The 22,372-nt window shown below is 49.7% G+C and carries 19 protein-coding genes and 1 riboswitch; of the genes, 9 read left to right on the forward strand and 10 right to left on the reverse strand.

Annotated features, from left to right (window positions below; translation table 11 throughout):
* Positions 1-259: 259 nt before the first annotated feature.
* From HPT30_RS07525 to HPT30_RS07540, 4 genes are read right to left on the reverse strand one after another with little or no spacing between them, the layout of a single operon-like run.
* Positions 260-1,333: an ABC transporter substrate-binding protein gene (locus HPT30_RS07525; RefSeq protein WP_175370801.1), complete on the reverse strand. Its 1,074-nt coding sequence runs from the start codon at positions 1,331-1,333 to the stop codon at positions 260-262.
* On the reverse strand, positions 1,330-2,157 hold the full coding sequence (locus HPT30_RS07530) for an ABC transporter permease (RefSeq protein ID WP_175370802.1): 828 nt from the start codon (positions 2,155-2,157) through the stop codon (positions 1,330-1,332). Before HPT30_RS07530 ends, HPT30_RS07525 begins: the two co-directional genes overlap by 4 nt.
* On the reverse strand, positions 2,154-2,960 hold the full coding sequence (locus HPT30_RS07535) for an ABC transporter permease (RefSeq protein WP_066378370.1): 807 nt from the start codon (positions 2,958-2,960) through the stop codon (positions 2,154-2,156). Before HPT30_RS07535 ends, HPT30_RS07530 begins: the two co-directional genes overlap by 4 nt.
* Positions 2,950-4,074: an ABC transporter ATP-binding protein gene (locus HPT30_RS07540; RefSeq protein WP_175370803.1), complete on the reverse strand. Its 1,125-nt coding sequence runs from the start codon at positions 4,072-4,074 to the stop codon at positions 2,950-2,952. The genes HPT30_RS07535 and HPT30_RS07540 overlap by 11 nt, the downstream gene beginning before the upstream one ends.
* Before the next feature lie 292 nt (positions 4,075-4,366).
* Here HPT30_RS07540 and HPT30_RS07545 point away from each other — a divergent pair, with 292 nt between their 5' ends.
* Positions 4,367-5,467 carry an FUSC family protein gene (locus HPT30_RS07545; protein WP_175370804.1) on the forward strand — a complete coding sequence of 367 codons (1,101 nt, stop codon included), beginning with the start codon at positions 4,367-4,369 and terminating at the stop codon, positions 5,465-5,467.
* 311 nt (positions 5,468-5,778) lie between these two features.
* A riboswitch (cyclic di-GMP riboswitch) is annotated at positions 5,779-5,870 on the forward strand.
* Between the two features lie 102 nt (positions 5,871-5,972).
* Complete coding sequence (locus HPT30_RS07550) at positions 5,973-7,823, forward strand: FapA family protein (protein ID WP_175370805.1); 1,851 nt, start codon at positions 5,973-5,975, stop codon at positions 7,821-7,823.
* Between the two features lie 63 nt (positions 7,824-7,886).
* Here the strand turns inward: HPT30_RS07550 and HPT30_RS07555 are convergent, their stop codons facing one another.
* Positions 7,887-8,771, reverse strand: coding sequence for a DMT family transporter (locus HPT30_RS07555; RefSeq protein WP_246316977.1), 885 nt, complete (start codon positions 8,769-8,771; stop codon positions 7,887-7,889).
* A 104-nt stretch (positions 8,772-8,875) separates the two neighbouring features.
* On the opposite strand from HPT30_RS07555, the gene HPT30_RS07560 reads away from it, so the two are divergent.
* Together HPT30_RS07560 and HPT30_RS07565 are read left to right on the forward strand one after the other, a co-directional pair.
* On the forward strand, positions 8,876-9,757 hold the full coding sequence (locus HPT30_RS07560; RefSeq protein WP_175370807.1) for a LysR family transcriptional regulator: 882 nt from the start codon (positions 8,876-8,878) through the stop codon (positions 9,755-9,757).
* Positions 9,758-9,762: 5 nt separating this feature from the next.
* Positions 9,763-10,737 (forward strand): aldo/keto reductase, encoded by a 975-nt coding sequence (locus HPT30_RS07565; protein ID WP_175370808.1) that lies wholly within the window; start codon positions 9,763-9,765, stop codon positions 10,735-10,737.
* A gap of 60 nt (positions 10,738-10,797) precedes the next feature.
* Here HPT30_RS07565 and HPT30_RS07570 read toward each other — a convergent pair whose 3' ends face one another.
* Positions 10,798-11,979: an MFS transporter gene (locus HPT30_RS07570; protein WP_175370809.1), complete on the reverse strand. Its 1,182-nt coding sequence runs from the start codon at positions 11,977-11,979 to the stop codon at positions 10,798-10,800.
* Positions 11,980-12,108: 129 nt separating this feature from the next.
* On the opposite strand from HPT30_RS07570, the gene HPT30_RS07575 reads away from it, so the two are divergent.
* From HPT30_RS07575 to HPT30_RS07585, 3 genes are all read left to right on the forward strand, one after another.
* Positions 12,109-13,032: a LysR substrate-binding domain-containing protein gene (locus HPT30_RS07575; RefSeq protein ID WP_175370810.1), complete on the forward strand. Its 924-nt coding sequence runs from the start codon at positions 12,109-12,111 to the stop codon at positions 13,030-13,032.
* A 137-nt stretch (positions 13,033-13,169) separates the two neighbouring features.
* Entirely contained in the window at positions 13,170-14,147 is a 978-nt protein-coding gene (locus HPT30_RS07580) for a LacI family DNA-binding transcriptional regulator (RefSeq protein ID WP_175370811.1), read from the forward strand.
* A gap of 51 nt (positions 14,148-14,198) precedes the next feature.
* A complete protein-coding gene (locus HPT30_RS07585; RefSeq protein ID WP_175370812.1) occupies positions 14,199-14,660 on the forward strand; it encodes a DinB family protein in 462 nt (153 codons plus the stop codon).
* 319 nt (positions 14,661-14,979) lie between these two features.
* Here the strand turns inward: HPT30_RS07585 and HPT30_RS07590 are convergent, their stop codons facing one another.
* The 4 genes from HPT30_RS07590 to HPT30_RS07605 form a co-directional block, all read right to left on the reverse strand.
* The gene (locus tag HPT30_RS07590; protein ID WP_175370813.1) at positions 14,980-16,071 is read right to left on the reverse strand and encodes a carbohydrate ABC transporter permease; all 1,092 of its coding nucleotides are present in this window, start codon (positions 16,069-16,071) and stop codon (positions 14,980-14,982) included.
* Complete coding sequence (locus HPT30_RS07595) at positions 16,071-17,153, reverse strand: carbohydrate ABC transporter permease (RefSeq protein WP_175370814.1); 1,083 nt, start codon at positions 17,151-17,153, stop codon at positions 16,071-16,073. Before HPT30_RS07595 ends, HPT30_RS07590 begins: the two co-directional genes overlap by 1 nt.
* Before the next feature lie 129 nt (positions 17,154-17,282).
* Entirely contained in the window at positions 17,283-18,704 is a 1,422-nt protein-coding gene (locus tag HPT30_RS07600; RefSeq protein WP_175370815.1) for an ABC transporter substrate-binding protein, read from the reverse strand.
* Positions 18,705-19,045: 341 nt separating this feature from the next.
* Positions 19,046-20,050, reverse strand: coding sequence for a LacI family DNA-binding transcriptional regulator (locus tag HPT30_RS07605; protein ID WP_175370816.1), 1,005 nt, complete (start codon positions 20,048-20,050; stop codon positions 19,046-19,048).
* 246 nt (positions 20,051-20,296) lie between these two features.
* Here HPT30_RS07605 and HPT30_RS07610 point away from each other — a divergent pair, with 246 nt between their 5' ends.
* Positions 20,297-21,310 (forward strand): LLM class flavin-dependent oxidoreductase, encoded by a 1,014-nt coding sequence (locus HPT30_RS07610; protein ID WP_175370817.1) that lies wholly within the window; start codon positions 20,297-20,299, stop codon positions 21,308-21,310.
* Between the two features lie 407 nt (positions 21,311-21,717).
* Positions 21,718-22,372: procyclic acidic repetitive family protein (locus tag HPT30_RS07615; protein ID WP_217622292.1), on the forward strand; the 655-nt coding region annotated here is incomplete at its 3' end.

Consider the following 22,372-nt stretch of genomic DNA (forward strand, 5'->3'; position numbering starts at 1 on the left):
CCTTTAACCTCAGGCTAATGGAACTACAAGTAATGGGTTGATAGCTATATTTAAATGGCCTGACCTACTGGCTACAACCAAACTTTTCAACCCTGCTCCCCATTCCAAAAAAAGCGCCCAGACCGCGATACTCCGCAGTTGGGCGCTTCTCTTTGTCCATCAGCCTCTTGTAAGAGGATGGCCATTTATTTCTTGTCCACCATCCCCGTAGAGGGACAGCCGATTATTTCTTATCCACCATCCCCGTATAGGGGGCTGATTATTTCTTGTTCATCTTGAACATCAGGAACAGCTCGTTGTAGTGGGCGAGCATTTTTTTGCCCAGGTTGTCGTAGACCTCCAGATGGTCTGTAATATCGGACGACGGGTAGAAGCGGGTATCCTCCGAAATATCCGGCGGCAGAAGCTTAAGAGCCTGAGCGTTCGGTGTGGAGTAGCCCACGTATTCAGTATTTTTCGCTGCTACATCAGGACGCAGCATGAAGTTGATGAACTTATGAGCGCCTTCCACATTCTTCGCTGTACGTGGAATGACCATGTTGTCAAACCATTTGTTCGACCCTTCTTTCGGCACGACGTAGTCCAACTTGTCGTTATCCCCCATAATCTCCGAAGCGTCGCCAGACCAAACGATGCCTACCGCAGCTTCCTCATTTGCCAGCAGCATCTTGATCTCGTCGCCCACAATCGCTTTTACGTTGGGCGAAAGCTTGTTCAGCTTACTCAGAGCCTGCTGCAAATGTTCTTCGTTGGTATCATTGACAGAGTAATGCAGGCTGTTCAGGGCCATGCCCATGACCTCACGCGCCCCATCCACGAGGAAGATATTGTTCTTCAGCCGGCTGTCCCATAGAGAGTCCCAGCTGCTGAAATCAATGCCCTTCGTCATCTCCGGGTTGAAGATGATCCCGACTGTTCCCCAGAAATAAGGAACCGAATAAAGATTATCAGGATCAAACGGCAGGTTCATGAACCGTGAATCGATGTTGGCGAGATTCGGAATCTTACTGTGATCCAATGGAATCAGCAGGTTCTCTTCCTTCATTTTCGAGATAGCATAATCCGAAGGAATCACGACGTCGAAGGTCGTTCCGCCCTGCTCTACCTTGGTCAGCATCGCTTCGTTGGAATCAAAGGTCTGGTAAATGACCGTTATCCCGGTCTCCTTTTCGAACTCCTTCAGCATGGCGGGATCAACATAATCGCCCCAGTTGTAGATGGTCAGCGTGTTTTTTCCCGTATAGCCCTGGTTGGAGTTCATCCATGACCCCAGATACATCAGGCCAAAAGCGACGATGACTATCGCCAGAAAGGCATTAACTAGTTGTTTCATCTAGGCACCCCCGCTTCTGCTACCGGTTCTGTAACCGGAGTCGCTGTGCGGTTCTTGCGAGTTGTCAGGAAGTAGTATCCGACCACTAGCAGGATGGTGAAGAGGAAAATCAGGGTCGAGAGCGCATTAATGGACAGCGATACGCCCTGTCTTGCTCTGGAATAAATCTCGACCGACAAGGTGGAGTATCCGTTGCCGGTCACGAAGAAGGTAACTGCAAAGTCATCAAGCGAATACGTCAGCGCCATGAAGAAACCGCTGAATATCCCCGGCTTGATGATTGGCAGAATAACCTTCGTCAGCACATCCCGGCGGCTGGCACCCAGATCACGGGCCGCATCAGTCAATGTAGGGCTCATTTCTTGCAGATGCGGCAGAATCATCAGGACCGCAATCGGGATACTGAAGGCCACATGAGAGAGCAGTACAGACATGAAGCCCAGCTTGATCCCCACAATCGTGAACAGAATCAGGAACGAGGCCCCGATGATAACGTCTGGACTGACGATGAGCACATTGTTCAGCGACAATAAGGAGTTCTTCGCCCGGCGGCTGCGGACGCGATGGATCGCCAGTGCACCAATGGTCGCGATCACCGTAGCAATCGCCGAAGACAGTAACGCAATGACCAGTGTATTGATCACGATAATGATCAGCCGGCTATCCTGAACCACCTCGCGGTAATATTCCAGGGTAAACCCTTCGAACTTGTGCATCGTCCCCCCGCTGTTGAACGAGTAGTACATCAGATACACAATCGGTGCGTACAGCACAGCAAACACTAAAACGAGATACAGATTGGAGAATCCGTTTCTTTTCCTCATCTCTGCACCCCTTTCCGTGCGCCGCCCCACAGAATCATGAACAGCGCCATAATCGCAATCAGAAATACGGCTACTGTGGAGCCCATGCCCCAATCCTGTGTAACCAAAAAGTGCTGCTCAATCGCAGTTCCCAGCGTAATGACCCGGCTACCGGCGATAAGCCTTGTGATCATAAACAGTGACAGCGCCGGAATGAATACCGCCATACAACCGGAACGCACACCCGAAATGGTCAGTGGAAAAACCACCCTACGGAAGGTTGTCCAACCCGACGCTCCCAAATCGCGCGCAGCATCGAGCAGGGACAGATTGAGCTCCTCTAGCGCACTGAAGATCGGCAGAATCATGAACGGAATAAAGATGTAGACCGACACGAACACAAAGCTGAAACCTGTAAACAAAATTTGCTGCTCACCAATCCCAAGCACATCGAACAGGTTATTGATGGGTCCGAAGGTGCCGAAGATCCCGATGAATGCATAGGTTTTCAGCAGAAGATTAATCCAGGTCGGCAAAATAATCAGCAGCAGCCAGAGCTGCTTATGCTTCGTTCTCGTCAGCAGATAAGCCGCCGGATAGGCGACCAGGAGCGAGAATATTGTAATCAGAAACGCGTACCAGAAGGAGGTCAGCGTCATTTTCAAATATACTGGCGTAAAGAAGTTCACGTAATTGTCCAGCGTCAAATGGCCGTCCAGATCGAACAGGGAATAGTAGATGACCAGAAACACCGGAGCGATAACGAACAAGGCAATCCACAAATAATAAGGGATGAGATAGAACGACCGGCCCTTATTGTTCATGGCTCTCCACCTCGCCGTAAGCTTCCAGACGTCTGTCGAACTCTTCCTCCGTTTCCCCGAACCGCATAACATGAATCGCTTCAGGATCGAAATAAAGCCCGATCTCACTGCCGACAGTAGCTTGACGTGTAGAATGGACTAACCATTCATGTCCGGACTCGTCATAACAGCTGATCTCATAATGCACACCCCGGAACAGCTGGGAATCGACGCGCACACGCAGCTTCCCTTGTTCTAATGCCGTGATTTCCAGATCCTCCGGACGAATCACAATCTCCACACCTTCATTCGGGCGCAGCCCGGCATCGACGCATTCGAAGCGACGTCCGTTGAACTCCACCAGATTATCTTCGATCATGACACCCGGCACAATGTTCGATTCTCCAATAAAGTCCGCCACAAAGCGGTTAATCGGCTCATCATAAATATCGTGAGGCGTGCCGCTCTGCTCGATTTTGCCCTTGTTCATCACAAAGATCCAGTCAGACATCGCCAGTGCTTCTTCCTGATCATGCGTGACGAAGATAAAAGTGATCCCCAGCCGCTGCTGCATCTCCCGCAAAATATACTGCATTTCTGTCCGCAGCTTCAAATCCAGCGCTGATAAAGGCTCGTCCAGCAGCAGGACCTGCGGCTCGTTGACGATGGCCCGGGCGATGGCTACACGCTGACGCTGTCCGCCGGACATTTCTGTAATGGCCCGCTGATCGTAACCGGCGAGGTTCACGAAGCGCAGCGCCTCCTGCACCTTTTGCGTGATGACATCCTTCTTAAGCTTCTTGATACGCAAGCCGAAAGCCACATTCTCAAATACGTTCAGGTGTGGAAACAAAGCATAGTCCTGAAAAACCGTATTGACCTGCCGCTCGTTGGCGGGAATGTGGTTAATCACTTTTCCGTTCAAAATAATTGAGCCGCCTGTCGGTTCAGCGAATCCGGCAATCAGCCGGAGAATCGTCGTCTTACCGCAACCGGACGGGCCCAGTAATGTATAGAATTTACCCCGTTCAATCTCAAAGCTGACCTCTTTAAGCACAGCCTCTTCATCGTCGTATTGCTTCGTTACCTTGTCAAAAGAAATAATAGTACCTTCCTGGGTAGCTATAGCTAACAACCTCCCTGCCTTTAGTAATACAATCCTATTTTACCCGCTTCCTGCGGGGAACAATCGATATCGGCATGCCCAGTGCAGATAAGCGACAATTCCTCCTTTCGTTCGACACCTCATATAGGTATAGCATAATAGATTGCTTCATCCTATGCGATAACTTAGATTGTTAACGTCCCCCAGAAACTTAACAACTTCGTAAAACTTATAAGGATTTTCATCAAAAATGAGGTGATATAATGAAAACGGATGAAAGATAAATAATGTTTTCTTATTTTTGCGAAAGAAGATGAAGCACATGAACGAGGGGTTATTTGACCGCCTTGAGAAGTTTGGTTTTTCCCTATATATGATACGAATTACGCTGGCCGCTTCGCTCTCCTGGGTGGTGGTGCACAGTCTTTATAGTAATCACTATTTGTACTTTGCTCCGCTAGCTGCCATTCTGATTACCCAAGGTACGGTTAAGGGCTCTGTAGAAAAAGGAATCTACCGCCTTTTGGGCATCATTCTTGGCGGGATCGTCGCTCTGATCGTCGGCAAGTTCTTTAACATAAGCGGACTCTCCATCCTGCTTATGCTGCTCATCGGCATTGGCATCGCCACCGCCTGCCGCGTGAATATTCAGGCCGTGACCCAAGTAGGCGTCACCTCTGTTATGGCCCTTTCCTTCTATCAAAACGATTATGTAGTCTCCAGAATAACCGAGACCTTCATCGGAGTGCTGATTGCCATTCTTATCAATATGATTATCGTTCCGCCGAAGGGGTTCGTCAAGGTAAAAGCCTTGGCACTTGAAGGAAGCCAACTGCTGGCAGAAGCACTGAGAGGTCTTGCCGCTGGTGAACAAAGTACGGAGAAGAGCAATGCGGTATCAAAACAAGCCGGTGAACTGCTGAAGCGAAGCGGCAAGAAGCAGAAAGAAATTCATTACACGCTATCGCATTACCAATGCCGAAATGAATTGAACAGGCTTAGTACAGTTACTTCTCATCTTAAAACCGTTCATGCCTACGTGAAGGAAATTATAGATGAGATCGCCCTGCTGCCACCGCATTATGCAGCCGCAGAAGGGATGGCCGGTTCGCTGGAAGCCACTGCCGATTGCATCGCATTGTACGGAACGGAAACCCTGTCGGATACCGAGCGCCCCCGTTCTCTCCCGGATGCCCTGCATCATGCGCGGGAATTGCAGCTCTCTTGCTTCTCCCAGCTTCAGAGCCATTGTCCTCTGACTGCTATGCGCGATCTTGGTGCAGTCTTCTCGCACCTGAACCGGGTGCTGGATGAGGTGGAACGGGCGGAATATGCCACCTGTTCGGCGGTCCCGCACGAGGCTAAGCGAGACATCGCCCAAGGTATTCATTACATGAAAAAAGGACTCTCCCACAAGTTATAAAGCGGAGAGTTCTTTTATTTTACTAAAACCATCTTACACGTTATAATTAAGGAAATGTGGAATATATAGCCACTTTCTACGGATTATGTGATCCTGTGAGAGACGTCCCGGGCCATCCGGCTTAGACGCCTCTCTTTTACATGTGAATGGTCTGGGTGAAATTATTTATTCCCTATTGTCAATTCGTTACTTTAGCACTAAAATTAAAAGGATTTAATGCCGACATTTTAAATATACGACGTACCGGCGCCTTCTTTTTTTGTCGATTTTAGTCGATTAAAGTGCCTGATGCTGAGTATACATCATTGATCCATTTTTAAAGGCAAACTATTCGAAAGGGTAGGACGCAAAGCAATGGGCCTAAGAATGCACAAGCTGCATTTATGGTTGCCAGGCTGCCAATTAGACGCCTATATGGCGGATATTCCTAGCGGATATCGTACCGGAGTGACGGTACTCTCTATGTACAGATGCCTTTGATTATACAAAGAAGCGAGGTAACAGAATGACGCATCGCCCTGATCGAAATGACGTAAAAGAACTTACCCGGCCTTTGCCGATAGATCCCTCTGAATCCATCTTGAATAATGCTCCGGAATCTCTACCATCGGACGACACCAACAATAAGGATGGCATCATTATTATTCAAAACAATCAATTTTTTATCACTTCACCTTTATCTGGCGGCAAGCCCGCCGTCGTCTCTTCCGTACCTCCCGTAGTCCTTAGGAAGAACCGGCAGATCATTACTACCCCTACAGAAGTATTGTCATCCGACCGTCTGGAATGGGAGATTGAAGAGCCCGCCCCCTACGAGATTACAGTCTCCGAAGATAAGCTATCTGCCTTCCTTACCGTACGACGGGTGGAACAGTATGCTTGGCGCTTGAAGAATTGTGCGGCCACGAATAACATCGCGGTCAGTGCAGAGCAGGACAAGAAAGCCCTGCTGTCTACACTTCGCATCGAACAAGTCCTTGCCGATTTTGATAAAAAATCCATCTCACAGAATCTCAATATTCCCGCGATCTACGAGGAATTGAACCGCCCCACTGGACGGCCTGTCCGTGTAGCGGAAGGCACTGCGCCCAAGCCGGCCATCAGTGCACGGCTGGATATCCTCTTCTCCGGTGAAGACGCAGCAGCGACGATTTCCCACACAGGTGAAGATGGCGAACGCAAAGACCCCGATATCCCCGGCGTGCAAGCAGGTGACACGATTGCCATCAAGCATCCTCTCGTTGAAGGTGTACCAGGATACGACGTCTATGGACGTGTGCTACCAGCAGCTCAGCCCGAGGATATTCAGATCGTTGCCAAGGAGTATACGCAGCTTCTTGCCGGAGGACAGATCGTAGCGCTCCGGGCAGGCAGACCTCGTATGACCGGTAGTCAGATTAAATCCTTTGATATTCCGCCACTTCATATCGTCCGGGATGATATCAAATCGGATACCAGCTATATTGCATTCCCTGGAGATGTTGTCGTATACGGTGATGTGAAAGAGCAGATGTTTCTTGAAGCTGCTGGAAATGTGTATATATTCGGAAGCGTACGCGAAGCTACCATCTCTGCCACCGGAAGTATTTTAATCCGCGGAAATGTGACCGGCAGTAAACTGTATGCCGGACTTTACGGAGTCTTGAACAACCGGGGCTACCATCTCTCCAAACAGATTATGGAAGAAGGCATCTTACTCCGAAAGGCAGCCAAAGTATTATCCCAGAAGCTGGCCACCCGCCAGCGGCCCGTTAATTACGGACAAGTTATCCAGCTTCTGCTCGATACAAAATACAAGCAATTCACACTTCTAATCCCCGAGCTTTTGAATATTCTCACCAATATTAAACCTACCTACCATCAGGACAGGAAACAGTTGGTGCGCTTGCTAGAAGTATTTTTACGGCCAGACCAGTTTATCGGCCTGTTAAATGACGCGGTATTGGAATCCTTTTTAAAACTGCTGAGAGATATGTACACCTATATTGCCAGGCTGGAGGAGACCAAAGTGCGGATTGATCTTCCCTACAGCGACAGCAGCATCATTCACTCTGGCGGCAACATCACCCTTTATGGAGAAGGTACCCGGAAAAGTGAACTGCTGTCCGATGGAGACATTGCCTACACCAGCAGCGAGGCAGTCTGCGAGGACTCCAATTTGGAAGCCACAGGTGCCATCACCGCTCAGACGGTTGGGGGAACAAGTGAAGCCAAGTCCGTCCTGAAGGCCGGAAAACGACTTGTTCTACACAAGATGAGTGGCGGCAGTATCAGTGTTGGCGGCTACTCAGAAGAGGTTACCAGATCGCTGGAGAACGCCGTGATCACTCCACAGACGCTGCAGCGCCGACAATAAATATAAAAGGAGGTCCCAGCAGGGACCTCCTTTTACTATTTAATGTAGGGCATAAGGCCTTCGTTAGTTAGCCGAAAGTTTGGCAGAGCGTCCGAATTTCACATTCACCAGGACAATGCTGCATACAATTAACAGCAATCCAATCACCAGGTTAAGCGTGATTTGTTCTTTAAGAAAAACGACACTGGTGCCAATCGAGATTAATGGAATCAGAAAGGTAAACGAGCCTACCTTGCCTGCCTCCCCTTCATTAATGAGCTTGAAGTACACGACCCAACCCATCGCGATCACAAAAATAGAAATGAACAGCGTATCAGCGATAAAAGCGCCGTTCCACAAAATATCCCCCCACCGCTCAGTCACGGACCCCGACAACGTCAGAATCAGTCCACCAATCGTAATCTGCATGGCGGTCATCCATAGCGTATCTACACGGGCAGACCGCAGCTTCATATAAATTGTACCAAATGCCCAGCTGAGCGCGCTGGCAAGGGCGAGGAGGATCCCCCATCCGGAAATACTGCCTGTAAATCCGCCGACGCTCAGGGATGCTACTCCAATGAAGCCCAGCAACAGGCCGGCAATTTTGAGTGCATACATGCTCTCTCCCAGCCACATCCAGGAGAAGATTCCTAGCAGGACTGGCTGCAAGAAAACGATCGAAGAGAACAGACCGGCTGGCACGTATTGTAGCCCAATGGTCTGAAAGCCATAGTAGAATACTATGCTAAGTATGGCAGAGACAAGATAGATCGGCCACAGCTCTTTAAAGCGCAGGCTCTTCCATCTCGGCAGAGCGAGCAGAATGAGCAGCACACCGCCAATCAGGGTTCGAATCCCTGCGAACAGCAAGGGTGGTGCGTAGGCCAGTGCAATCTTGGACAAGGGCCAGTTAACGCCCCAAACAATAACAAGAAATAAGAGCAGCAATATATTTTTCTTCTGCATAGATGTAAGTTTCATCTCCTTGAATCGGCTTCATGTCAAATGATACAATAACCATAATCATAATAGAAATAAATATTAATCATAAGGGGCATATCAAAAAAGATATGAACAACAATCAAATCCGCTTATTCGTAAAAATCGCCGAAAGCGGCAGCTTCACCAAAGCCGGACTGGAGCTGAACATGACCCAGCCCGCTGTCAGCCGGGCCATTTCAACACTGGAAGATGAGCTGGATGTAAAACTCCTGCTTCGTGACCGGCGCAATGGTCTGGCGCTTACCGATGTGGGAAAGCGCGTCCTTGTCCTCTTTCGTGAAATTCTGGCCGGGTTTGACAAGGTCAATCAGGAGATCGCTCTGGAGAAGGGCTTGGAGAAAGGCCGTATCCGCATTGGCGCTTTTCCTGTGGCTGCCGCTTATTTTTTCCCAAAAATTATCCGTTCAATCGCCTCTCAATATCCCGGTGTAGAGATTGAAATGTTCGAAGGCTCTGTCACTGAGGTTAAAGACTGGCTGGATTCCCGCTTTATTGATGTCGGATTAATCCTGCCTCCCATTGGAGAGTTTGAGACCTTCCCCCTCTTCCGCGAGCAATTGTACGGTGTGGTGCAGGAGGACAACCCTCTTGGCAAGCACAAAATCATCTCGGTAAGTGATCTCCAGCAAGAACCGCTGCTGATCTGCAGAGCTGGCTATGAGCCGCCAATAGAGGACCTGTTCCGCCGCAGCGGCAGCATACTGAACCCCAAGTATGTGGTGAACAATTTCTCCACCGCATTGAACATGATACACGAAGGGCTGGCCGTCGGCATTATGTCCGATCTGTCGCTAATGTCCCTGCCTCCGGGCGTGGTCGTGCGCGAGCTATCTCCGGATGCCTACCGCGACATCCATATCGCTGTCCAATCGCTTGAGAATTCATCAATTGCGGTGAAGCTTTTCATTGAGACGGCGCTACAGTTATTCACCAATAAAGAAACGGAGTGATGGCTATGAACTATCATCGGCTTGGAAACAGTGGACTGCAGGTATCTGCACTGGGATTGGGTACGAATGCCTTCGGCAAACGGGCAGACGAGGATTCTTCCATCGGAATTATCCATGCAGCGCTGGATGGAGGGATCAACTTCATTGATACTGCCAATATCTACGCTGGTACAGAGTCGGAGCGGATTATCGGCCTGGCCTTGAAAGACAGACGTCACCGTGCCGTACTGGCTACCAAGGCAGGGCTAATTCGCAGCGAAGGCCCGAATGGAAGCGGTTCTTCCCGTCATCATCTGATGCAAGAGCTCGAAGGCAGCTTGCGCCGCTTGAAGACGGATTATGTTGATCTGTATCAGATCCATACCTTTGATCCCCATACTCCGCTGGAAGAGACCTTGCGTACGCTGGACGACATGGTCTCCTCGGGCAAAGTCCGCTATATCGGTGCATCCAACTATGCAGCCTGGGAGTTGATGAAGGCCCTTGGTATCAGCGAAGCACACCGCTTCACCAGATACGTCTCCATTCAGTGTAGCTATTCGCTGGCTGACCGGACCCCAGAGAATGAGCTGCTGCCACTCTGCCTCGATCAAGGCATTGGCATTATTCCATACTTCCCGCTAGCTGGGGGAATCCTGACCGGTAAATATAAGACTGTCAGCGATGTCCCACAGGGCTCGCGGGTCCATACCGATCCAACCTTCTCCCGCTTTCTCAGCGAAGACCGGATCGCGCTCGGCGAGAAGGTAAGCCAGTTGGCGACAGAGCTGGACACTACGCCTACCGCCTTGTCTCTCGCCTGGCTGATGAATCAGCCTGCCGTCTCCAGCGTCATCGTAGGCGCTACCCGAGTAGATCAGCTGCAAGAGAATCTTAAAAGCACCACCCTGGCGCTTGATGAGGAGACGCTCCGCAAACTGGAAGAAGCCAGTAGCGCTTTCCGTTATGGTCAGCCATTCGCCTACTACCGTTTGCCTTAAGCGTTATAAAGCTAAAAAACAGCAAGTCCCTCATTTCGGGACTTGCTGTTTTCAATTTATTCAAGGACGCGTCGGCTCCGGATTACCCGTCACCGCTGCAACCGGGGATTTTGACCCTCTGCCGATCCACAATTGCACACCGATCATCAGAACAATTACGATCATGAGCCCGATTAGAGCCAGCCGGAACTCACCCGTCCAGTCATAAATCCGGCCAATCAGAAGTGGTCCGGCAGCACCTAGAATATAACCGCCGCCCTGATTCATGGCCGACCAGGAACTGACTTCCTCTGCCCGCTTAGCTTCAATAATCGGCAGCATCAACGCTAGCGGGAACAAACCTCCTGCCCCGATCCCCAGCAGGATTGCACTCAAGAATGGTGATACTGCGCTGATTAGTGTAATTATCCCAACCAGTTCGAACAAGCTGCATAGCACCAGCCAGAAAGTACGCCGTTTATATTTAGCTACCAGAATCGGAATGATAATACTGACCGGGATCTGAATTAAGGTGAACAAGGTCAGCAGATTCCCTGCTTCATGTCTGGTATACCCCATCGAAGATACAATCGGGGCCAACCAGGCCGTCAGCGAATAGAAGATGCTGGCCATCATCCCGAAGAAGACTGTTAACAGCCAGGCTCGTTTATTGGTCAGCGGCAGCGTAAAATCGGCGCTATTATTGACTGGGACAGGCTTCGAAGCAACCTTCCACCAGACAAGAATGGCGGCAATCGCCAGAATTGCCCATATGGCCAATGATTTTTGCCATGAATTTCCGAGCAAGGTATACAGAGGGACAGATAATCCTGCGGCCAGTGAAGCCCCGAATACCAGCGAGGCCGAATAAACACTGACCAGTGCGGAACCGCTGGGAAAATGAGCCTTGATAAAGCCTGACAAGAGCGGTCCGGCAATTCCGATCCCGATACCGGACAAGAAAGCTGTCAGAATCAGAATGCCGGAGGAGTTCGTTACTACCCGGGCCGCTGTAGCTGCACCAATTAGCACCATAGAGTACAGAATAGCCCGCTCCATGCCGATTTTTCGGCTGATTTTAACAGCCAAGGGTGCAAACACACCCATACATAATACAGGCAACGTAGTGAGCAGGCTAGCGGATAATCCGCTCATTCCTAGATCACCCTGGATGTTGCTTAGCAGCGGCGCCACAGAGGTGATGACCGGGCGCATATTTAAAGAGGCCAGAAACAACGCGGCCAGTAAAAGAACAATTGGCATGTGGATCATCTCCTTTTAATAGTAGTATCATTTCTGCTTCCTGAGTATACGACCCAGCATAAGAATTGTTCAATACTATTATTTATATTATTATCATAGAAAATAACTATGATTGATAAGGAGCAGTTCATGGAGACACGACATCTGCATTATTTTCTCGCACTTTGCGAAGAATTGCATTTCACCAGGGCCGCAGAACAGCTAGGCATCAGCCAACCCACCTTAAGCCAACAGATACGGGTGCTGGAGGGTGAATTGAATATGCCTCTTTTCGACCGTATTGGTAAAAAAATCGCGCTTACGGAAGCCGGAGTCTTGCTCAAAGCCTATGCCTCCCGGATGATCCAGGATGAGCAGAACGCCAAAAATGCCATCAATGAGCTTCGCTCCGACAGTCGCGGAACAATCAGGCTGGGTCTGCTTCCCTCTGACCTCGACTATCGCCTTACGCCACTTCTCGTACAATTTCACCAGGAATTTCCCAATATACGACTACAGGTGTACGCTACCACTCTGATTCGGCAAGAGGTGCTGGATAACAAGCTGGATATCGGAATTAGCCTCAAAGGACCAAGGGACCCCATGCTGGTCGAAGAGGACTTAGGCATTGAGCTGTACCAGCTGGTCATTCGCAAAGATCATCCTTATGCTGACCGCGAACATATTGAATTATCCGAGCTGCCTAATCTCCCTTTGGTGATGTATCCCAGAGGCTTGCTTGGGCGGGAACTTGTGGAGGACTGCTTCCGGGAAGCAGGACTGAAAATCACGCCCCTTATGGAGACCGGATCGGCCACCTCTGTACTTCAGTTGGTCAAAGCGGGGATTGGGGGCACGATCCAGCCTGCCAGTCTGCTCAATCATCTGGAGGATCGCAGCTTCTGCTCTATACCGATTATTAATCATCCGCCACAGCGTGAATTAAGGCTTATTTACCGGACGGATCGATTCATCAGTCATGCTACAGGCATTTTCATCGATCGGCTCAGAGACTTCCTGATAAGTGACCTTACCGGAGTGAAAACAGAACCGGGTCTGAGAAATAAGAACTAAAATATACAGTGAACCCCTTTCAAACAGCAGAGTAGCTTGGTTGTTATGAATAGTCAGGAAGGCCTTACGATTATAGACACAAAGGCCCCTCCAAGTTAGTATTAACATATATATAATGGAATCAGGAGATCAATGAAATGCCGACAATTAAAGATGTGGCACTGAAGGCCGGGGTTTCAGTGACAACCGTATCCCGAGTGCTGAACAACAGAGGTTATCTCAGTGAAGAACTGAAGAAAAAGGTCTACGATACCATGGAGGAGCTGAACTATCGTCCAAATGAACTGGCCCGTTCATTAAGCCGCTCCAAATCCAACATTATTGGCCTTATTATCCCCTTTGTCTCACACCCGTTTTTCGGTGAATTGACAAGCCACATTGAAGGGCATGCCTACCGGAACGGGTATAAGCTACTGCTCTGCAACTCCCAATTGGACAAACTCAAGGAGTTCGAATATATCGACATGCTGCGCTCCAGCCGCGTGGATGGCATTATTATGGGGAGCCATACCCTGGAAGTAGAGGCGTACCGCCAGATTCACCTGCCGCTAGTCACCTTTGACCGGCAGATCTCACCGGAGATCCCCTACGTCTGTTCTGACAATTATCGGGGGGGAGCATTGGCAACGGGCCTTCTGGCCGACAAAGGCTGCCGGAAGCTGGCCCACATCGGCGTTCATCCGCACCTTAATTTGTTGTCCCATCAGAGATATGTCGCCTTCCGGGACGTTGCGGAGCAACGCGGAATATGGCATACCTCGCTGCACACAGATGTCAATGGCTTTAAACTGGAGGAATACGAAGCTCTACTGGAGCAATTATTCCTTGAACACCCGGATATCGACGGAATATTTGCCAGCAGCGATATTCTGGCAGCGTATGCCCTAAAGGCTTGCCAGGACAGTGGCAGACGGGTTCCGGAGGATGTCCGCATCATCGGCTATGACGGCATAGCCCAGCGCAAGCTGCAAAACCCGCTGATTTCGACCATCCGGCAACCAATTGAAGAAATTAGTAAACGTGCGGTCGAACTGATTATTGAACAGATGCAAGGCAAGGCTGTCGCCTCCGAGCATATCCTGCCGGTGGAGCTGGAGGAAGGCGCCACTACATAGACAGCGGGTCCGCTTAGGTGTCGCCGCTGCATGAATAAGGAGGTAACAACGATGACTTTGAACGCTGTTCCATGTATACAGGTGCTGCTGCAAGAAGTGCCGCAGGCCTTTCGAAGCCTCACTCACGCCGAGGCGCTAGAGCCACTTGCACCTGGCAAATGGTCTCGCCTGCAGATTCTAGGCCATCTGTGTGATTCAGCTATCAATAATGTATCGAGGTTCATCCAGATTTCGTACGAACCACAGCCCCTGCTGCTCTTCCCTTATGAGCAAAATCATTGGGTAGCTGCGCAGCGTTACAGCCAGACCTCCATGGAAGAGGTACTGAGTCTTTGGCTTAGCCTGAATCAATCCATATTACGGGTAATCTCGGATCTGAAGCCCGCTCAGTTATCCTTGTCCTGTAAGCTGCCTAACGGGGACAACGTCACCTTCCAATGGTTGATCGAGGATTATCTGAGTCATATGGTGCACCATTTGAAACAAATATTCCCGGATATTGATTTCCTGTAACAATCAAAAGGCCCCCGTCGCACTTCCACTAGGGAAGCAGGACAGGGGCCCTTTGATTCTCTTATAGCGCTAACTTATCATCATATATAGATTGAACTTAGAATTCTTACACGGGGTTAGATCGTCATTGCGGAAAACGTTTGGACTTTCGGCCGCTGTTGTCTCCATATTTGTTTTGATTGTACCGCTTTTCGCGGATAAAATCCGGAGACAAAGTCGGTCGCTTACGCTCCTTCAGTTCCAAACTTTCCCTCCATTCCGTTCCCCCTTAGTTTAAATTTTTCAGTTCAATCTATATAGCGTTATCTTATCGCTGTGCTTATCCTTTTATCGATCCACCCATGAGACCTCTGACAAAGTATTTTTGCAGCAGGAAGAAAATCGCCAGTGGCATCAGCATAGAGATGAATGCGGCCGAAGTAAGCAGATGCCAATCGTTGCCGCGTGAGCCGACAAGGTCGGCGATCTTCATGGACATGACCTGCACGGATGGCTGGCTGCCAATAAAGATCAGCGACACCAGATAATCATTCCATACCCACAGGAACTGGAAGATGCCGATTGAAGCCAGAGCCGGAACAGACAATGGCAGAATCAGTCTGCTGAAAATCGTAAAATGACTAGCCCCGTCCATAAAGGCTGACTCAAACAGGTCCTTAGGCAGCTGGCTAATAAAATTGTACATAAAGTAAGTCACCAGCGGCAGTCCGAACGCAGTATGTGCCAGCCAGATTCCCAGGTAGCTTCCGTTCAGCCCAAGCGCGGTATAATCCTTCAGCACGGGAATAAGCGCTACTTGAATCGGGATTACTAGCATGGCAATAATGGTGACGAACAGCGTCTTGCGTCCCGGGAACCTGAGCCAAGCGAAAGCGTAGGCGGCAAAGGAGGCGATCAGCACCGGAATCACCGTGGCCGGCACGGCAATCGTGAGCGTATTCCAGAACGCCTGCGACAGACCAGAGCCTTTTTGCACCTTTTCACTGCCATCGGCTTCCTTCAGCTTGTATTCTTTGCCGGATAGTACATTCTTGTAGTTCTCAAGCGTCAGATCTGGCGTAGTCTTCCACCCTTGCTCCTGGATGTTTAGAGTGCGTGCCCGGCGGTTCTCCCACATTAGGCGGTTACCCTCTACCGTTACTCCTGCTTTTAACTGGTCATCTGTATACGTCTTACCCTTGACCTCGATCGGCTGGCGCAGGTCCACATCCTTGGAGAGTTGGATGCTTTCCCCTGCCCTCCATTCCTGATGAGGGAACACCTTCCACCAGCCGGTCTGCAAAATATCCGCCGCCGGTCGGAAGGAAGAGATGAAGAGGCCCAGCGTCGGCAGCAACCAGATGAAGCAGATGATGCCCAGAACGATGTTAACAGCCGTTTTGCTGCCTTTTCTCTTCTTGTTACCAACCATTAGAATCCCCCCTGCTTGCGGAACTGACGCAGATTAATGAAGATCACCGGCAGGACTGCTATCAGCAAAACAATTGCCAGCGTAGAGCCGTAGCCAAAATTCCGGTACATGAAGAACTGTCTGTAGAACTGCGTGGCTACCACTTCTGTATCGTATTGACCTCCCGTCATCACCATGACGACGTCAAATATTTTCAAAGTAAAGACTATAATGGTTGTCGTAACCGTCAGGATCGTGGTTGAGATGAAAGGAACAATGATACTGAAGAAAATTTTGATCTCACCCGCACCATCTACTCTCGCCGCCTCCAGAATATCTTCGGGAACCCCTTTGATCGCTGCTGAAAATATGACCATAGCAAACCCCGTCTGCATCCAGATCAGGATGATGATGAGGAAGAAATTGTTCCACGGCTGAATCATACTCGTCCAGGCCTGCGGCTCACCGCCAAAATAAGTCACGATAGCATTCAACAACCCGATTTGTTCATCACCCGGCTGATAGTAGTAAACGAACTTCCAAATGACACCTGCAGCCACAAAAGATATCGCCATGGGCATAAAAATAATCGCTTTGGCGATTTTCTCGTAGCTGCTGCGGTCGGCGAGAATGGCTATCAGCAATCCCAACGCTACACAGGCCAGTGTTCCCACGAACACCCAGAGCAGATTGTTTCGCAGTGCCGTCGCCAGTAGACGGTCATTAAAAATTGCAGCATAGTTGCTAAGACCAACGAATTTCTCCGAAGAAGCATTGAAGAAGCTTAGGTAAAGCGTCCGCAGTGCAGGCAGCACCAGCAGCCAGCCCAGAATCAGCACCGCAGGTCCTACAAAAACATAGGGGAGCACCCTCCTGCGAATATGAGCGGGGTATCTCTCAACCGCCCAGGTCAATGTATAGTAAATCAGATAGACGCCCAACACGCCCCAAAGCACGGCAAGAACGGCGGTCACTAGGGGATTCAACGTTGAATCCCGGAAAAATAGAAAGATAAGTCCATTCACAACGATATTGGCCAGCAATACACCGAGGGATAACAACACCGCCGATACACTGATTCGTTGCTTTGCTTGTGCACCCATGTTTAGCTTCCTCCTATAAGTTCTGCTGAGCAAAACTCTCTTCGCAAGCAAGAAAAAGAGAGGCAGCTTACGGTGATGTGTCCTGCCTCTCTTCTTGTTGTCATACAGTCCTGTGACGATGTGTTCCGATTAGTTATTCCATCCCGACTGGATTTGCTCCAGCGCCTGATCCAGTGTAGCCGTGCCGCTTACATAATCGGTCATTCCTTTCCAGAAGGTGCCTGCACCCACTTTGCCCGGCATAAGGTCAGAGCCGTCGAAGCGCAGGGTTGACGCGTCCTGAACAAGCTTCGCCATGCGTCTGTCGGACTCGGAGCTGTACCAATCCAGGGAAGCATCATTCATCGGGGCGATCATACCGCCTGATTGAACCCAGCTCTTGACCGACTCACCTGTTGTGAAAAATTCCATTACGGCCCGGACTTCCGGACGATCGTTGAACATCGCGTATATGTCTCCGGCTACGAGAACCGGCTTGCCGTATTGAGGATCAATCGACGGCAGGTAGAACCAGTCGTAATCGACATCCACCTTGGCCGTTTCAGGGAAGAAGCTGGTGATGAAATTGCCTTGACGGTGGAACCAAGCTTTGGGCGGATTATCGAACATTGGTTTTGGCGCATCGCCAAACGCTGTAGTTACAATCGACTTCGTGCCGCCATAGACGTAGTCCTTGTTCATCCAGATCTGCGACATCACTTCCACGGCATGCTTCACCTCAGGAGAAGTAAACGGCAGCTCACCTTTGACCCATTTATCATAGTTCTCGGGGGAAGTGGTGCGGAGCATGATATCCTCCACCCAGTCTGTAGCCGCCCAACCGGTAGCCGCACCGCTCTCGATACCGATGGTCCAGGCAGGATCACCGTCCTTGGCGATCTGCTCAGTGAGGGCCATCATCTCATCCCATGTCTCAGGCACCTTGTAGCCGGCTTCGTCAAATTGCTGCTTCGGATACCACACCAGGCTCTTCACGTTGCTGCGGTTCCAGATACCAGCCATAATCTGGCCGTCTTTGCCGTCCATTGTAGACATATCCAGCCAGCTCTTGTTGTAGTTGGTTTTCATCTTTTCCTGGTCCAGGACATTGGTCAGATCAATGACCTTCCCAGTTTTGGCGATGGCGGCAAGTAGCCCCGGCTGCGGGAAATCAGCGATATCAGGCGCGTTACCACCGTCTACTCGAATGTTGATCGTCGCTTCAAATTCTTTGGAGCCCTCATATTGGATATCGATACCGGTCTTCTCTTCAAACTCTTTGATACTATTCTCGAATTTCACCTGATCGGCATCGACGAATGGTCCAAACACGGTGACCTTGGTCCCTTTATATTCACCTTTCATCGCTAAATCCAGCGGTGATCCCGCCGTGGTGTCTGTACCTGAATTTGTTGAATCCTGGGTGTTATCCGCCTGATTGTTGGTTTTTGCCGGAGGATCTGTTGATGCCGCTCCGTTATTGCTGTTGCCGCCACATGCGCTTAACATCATAGCGAAGGACAAACAGAGTACGAGAGGCAGAGTTACTTTGCGTGTTGAAGACTTTTTCATCTTTGCATACATCCCCTTTTAGTGGTTTAGAGAACTTTCTGCTGTCAGTCATGCCCGGTAGCCGAACGCCACCAGCTTTCCTGAATCACCTCCTTGCAAAGGTTTTCAAAATAGGGTTAGCACCGTACTCGAACAGTCGGATTATGCATTCGCTATTATAATAGCGCTTACAAACGGAGGTAGCGTCATTATGAATTCGCTTACATAGTTTTATTTATTTAAAATTGCGAAATATAGTAGGGTGTAATTCATGGTGGGGTAGGAGAAGAGAATGCAATTCGTATAGTTATAGTTATTTTGTGAAAAGCTTTTCAAAATGAACGGAAAAAGAATGCTGCCACTCATTTTTCCCTAGAGGATTCCCTCACGATCAGTCTGTGGTCCATTCTTTCTCGCAGAATAGCAACCGAACCAGTCACCAGCAGCTCATGCAGTTTCTCAGCGGCACGATATCCAAGTTCATAGATTGGCTGTGCGATGGTGGTCAATTTCGGAATGAACATACTAGACATTCTAAGGTTATCAAAGCCGACAACGGATACCTGGCCTGGGACATGAATATTCCGGTCTTTAAGATAGGAGATCGTACCCATCGCAAATTCATCAGCTACGCAGAAGACGGCGGTTAGCTCCGGATATGCCGTGAACAACTCATGTGCAGCCTCATAAGCATGCTCAAAACGATGATTGGCGTATCTGATTTTGCCGATATTCTGTTCAAGACCACATTCCGTCAAGGCCCTGATGAACCCTTCATAACGTGGTGGACCAGCGATGGAATTGTCATGGTTAAAGCCGATCATACCGATTTCCTTGTGGCCAAGCTCAATCAGGAATTTTACCGCATCATAGGCAGCCGCTTCGTCATCAACCTCAATAGAAGGAATTTCATAGTCGTAGGTGTGGGAGGATAAGAGTACAAAAGGAATACGGCAACCAACAAGCTTGTCGTAATACTCGGGGTAAAGAACGTCACTGGCGAACACGATGCCGTCTACCTGCTTCTCATGGAAGTTATCGATGTAGGACAACAAGCGTTCCTTGTCACGGTCTGTGTTGCAGATCATCAGACTATAGCCTAGCTTAATACATGCATCCTGCATGCCCCGGATAATTCCTGCAAAATAGAGGTTCTCGATATCCGGGATTAACAGACCTAGCGTGAAGGATTTCTTGAAAATCAGACCACGCGCAAAAGCGTTGGGTTGGTACTGCAGCTTCTGTACTGCATCCATGACCCGTTTACGTTTGCTCTCCACCACAGAATCGGGGTAATTCATCACCCTGGATACGGTGCTGATGGATACTTCGGCCATCTTGGCCACATCTCTGATTGTTGGCTTCATTATGGATACTTCCTTTTTAGAAAACCTTTTCAAGGGGATTATAGCAAGGCTGTTTGAAATTGACAAGTGCATTTGTTAATCGCTTTCAAAAATACGTTCACTAACATACTCTATGAAAATCCCGAATTTCAAAAAGCAATTAACTTACTTGAAGTGTGTAAATTATAATTAATCATGGTATAATGTCCTGTGTATCTCCGCACAGCATTGCAAATACTGTTATCAATAGTATGGGAGGGATTATACTTGAAAAAACTTCAGGACGTTCGTATCTCTGTGCTGGATCTGGCCCCGATAGTTGAAGGCGGCACAGCACGCGATTCTTTTCATAATTCACTCGACCTGGCCCGCCATGCCGAAGATTGGGGTTATCACCGCTATTGGCTGGCCGAGCATCATAATATGCCCGGTATTGCCAGCTCCGCGACATCGCTTGTGATCAGCCATGTAGCAGCAGGCACGAAGACAATCCGTGTCGGTTCAGGCGGCATTATGCTGCCCAACCATGCTCCTCTCACCATTGCCGAGCAATTCGGCACGCTGGAATCCTTATATCCAGGCCGTATTGATCTAGGCCTCGGCCGGGCACCAGGCTCGGATCAGCCTGCTTCCCGTGCACTGCGCCGGGGACTTGGCAGCGACGGGAGCGATTTTCCCGAGCAGCTTAGCGAGCTGCGGGCCTACTTCGACCCGAACGGCGCGGAGTTCCGCCCGGCAGGTGTGCGCGCCGTTCCGGGCGAAGGCCAGAACATTCCGATCTGGCTGCTAGGCTCCAGCGGTTTCAGTGCCAGATTGGCTGGTCAATTGGGCCTGCCATTCGCCTTCGCCAGCCATTTTGCACCAGAATATCTGCTGCCTGCATTGCATCTGTACCGCAGCAGCTTCCGGCCGTCTGAAGTACTGGAGAAACCGCATGTTATGGTCGGTCTCGGAATTACAGCAGCAGATACCGTGCAGGAAGCCCGGCGGCTTGCTACCTCGCAGCAGCAGCAATTCCTGAATCTGATCCGCGGCCGTACCGGGAAGCTTCAACCTCCGGTTGACAGCATGGATGAGCTCTGGACCCCGCACGAGAAAGCTATCCTTCTCGACAAAGGGAAATATTCCATTGCCGGAGACAAGTCTGCCATCAAGGAAAGACTGCAGCAGATTCTCGAAGAAACGGATGCGGATGAATGGATCATCGCTTCGCAGATCTATGACCATGCCGCACGGCTGCATTCCTATGAGCTGGTGGCCGAAGCCATCAAAGAGAGCTAATACCACCAACAGATCCGTTCTTAATAAAATACACCTTAGTTGGTGTAATTGCTAAAAATAAAGAGATAACAAGAGGAATCACTCAATAATAGTATGTAATGATTTAAAAATGACCGATTTCAGGTATAACACTTGAAATTGGTCATTTTTCTTTATATCGCATTTTGATTATACTTTAGTTATTCGCTATAACGAACAATTGTGTTCATTATATCTTCTACTCTGTGCATCAAAGGATCACAGGTAGCGAGAACGGTTAATCCCGTTCATTATTAGTAGTTCTATAAAGAACTACTTTTCGACAAAGTATGAGGATATATGCGTTAAGTAACAGCGTATTTTGGCGGGTACCGACATAGTTTGTCTATGCACATGGCAAAGGGCCCCAAGTGAGAGGAGCGAAGACTGTGATCAAGAAATATCGCTCGGCCTTTATAGCTGCGTATGCCCTGATTATTCTGGCAGGTGTCATCTGGCATGCGGGTGGGGCAAGCGCGCAGGACACCATTAAACTTAAAGTGAATTCGCATACGACGAGCACAGCAACCATGAGCAATATGAAGCCTGGCGATCAGATGCGCTCTGACTACACGATTATTAATGAAGGTAACGAGGACTTTGATTATTATGTAGACTTTAAATTCAAGTCCGGGGACGTTGAATTGTACAAAATCCTGCAGATGACCCTTGAAAAAGGGGGAGTAATCCTTTATTCCGGGGTAATGAGCGAAGCACCCGGAAGAGTAGCGGTAGGATCGCTGGCCGGAGGCGGTCAGGAAGCCATCATCATGGATGTCACCTTCCCATGGGAGGCCGGCAACGAATACCAAGGGAAGCAGACTACGGTAGCTTTTGAATTCACCGCTTCGGGGACACCGGAGCCAACGGCTTCGCCGGAGCCGTCTACTGGGCCGAGTCCGACTCCATCTGCTACGGCCTCACCTGAACCTTCGGTAGAGCCTAGCACTGGGCCGACGCCAACGGCTTCGCCTGAGCCGTCTACCGGACCGAGCCCGACTCCGACTGCTACGGCCTCGCCTGAACCTTCGGTAGAGCCTAGCA

It is taken from the genome of Paenibacillus agri, from assembly GCF_013359945.1.
Taxonomy (GTDB): domain Bacteria; phylum Bacillota; class Bacilli; order Paenibacillales; family Paenibacillaceae; genus Paenibacillus_AQ; species Paenibacillus_AQ agri.

Bases quoted from the DNA above. Each gene is read 5' to 3' on its own strand.
- HPT30_RS07535 (WP_066378370.1), bottom strand. From the start codon at position 2,960: ATGAACAATAAGGGCCGGTCGTTCTATCTCATCCCTTATTATTTGTGG.
- HPT30_RS07560 (WP_175370807.1), top strand. From the start codon at position 8,876: ATGAACAACAATCAAATCCGCTTATTCGTAAAAATCGCCGAAAGCGGC.
- HPT30_RS07530 (WP_175370802.1), bottom strand. From the start codon at position 2,157: ATGAGGAAAAGAAACGGATTCTCCAATCTGTATCTCGTTTTAGTGTTT.
- HPT30_RS07575 (WP_175370810.1), top strand. From the start codon at position 12,109: ATGGAGACACGACATCTGCATTATTTTCTCGCACTTTGCGAAGAATTG.
- HPT30_RS07590 (WP_175370813.1), bottom strand. From the start codon at position 16,071: ATGGTTGGTAACAAGAAGAGAAAAGGCAGCAAAACGGCTGTTAACATC.
- HPT30_RS07550 (WP_175370805.1), top strand. From the start codon at position 5,973: ATGACGCATCGCCCTGATCGAAATGACGTAAAAGAACTTACCCGGCCT.
- HPT30_RS07605 (WP_175370816.1), bottom strand. From the start codon at position 20,050: ATGAAGCCAACAATCAGAGATGTGGCCAAGATGGCCGAAGTATCCATC.
- HPT30_RS07555 (WP_246316977.1), bottom strand. From the start codon at position 8,771: ATGCAGAAGAAAAATATATTGCTGCTCTTATTTCTTGTTATTGTTTGG.
- HPT30_RS07585 (WP_175370812.1), top strand. From the start codon at position 14,199: ATGACTTTGAACGCTGTTCCATGTATACAGGTGCTGCTGCAAGAAGTG.
- HPT30_RS07545 (WP_175370804.1), top strand. From the start codon at position 4,367: ATGAACGAGGGGTTATTTGACCGCCTTGAGAAGTTTGGTTTTTCCCTA.
- HPT30_RS07565 (WP_175370808.1), top strand. From the start codon at position 9,763: ATGAACTATCATCGGCTTGGAAACAGTGGACTGCAGGTATCTGCACTG.
- HPT30_RS07525 (WP_175370801.1), bottom strand. From the start codon at position 1,333: ATGAAACAACTAGTTAATGCCTTTCTGGCGATAGTCATCGTCGCTTTT.
- HPT30_RS07570 (WP_175370809.1), bottom strand. From the start codon at position 11,979: ATGCCAATTGTTCTTTTACTGGCCGCGTTGTTTCTGGCCTCTTTAAAT.
- HPT30_RS07595 (WP_175370814.1), bottom strand. From the start codon at position 17,153: ATGGGTGCACAAGCAAAGCAACGAATCAGTGTATCGGCGGTGTTGTTA.
- HPT30_RS07600 (WP_175370815.1), bottom strand. From the start codon at position 18,704: ATGAAAAAGTCTTCAACACGCAAAGTAACTCTGCCTCTCGTACTCTGT.
- HPT30_RS07580 (WP_175370811.1), top strand. From the start codon at position 13,170: ATGCCGACAATTAAAGATGTGGCACTGAAGGCCGGGGTTTCAGTGACA.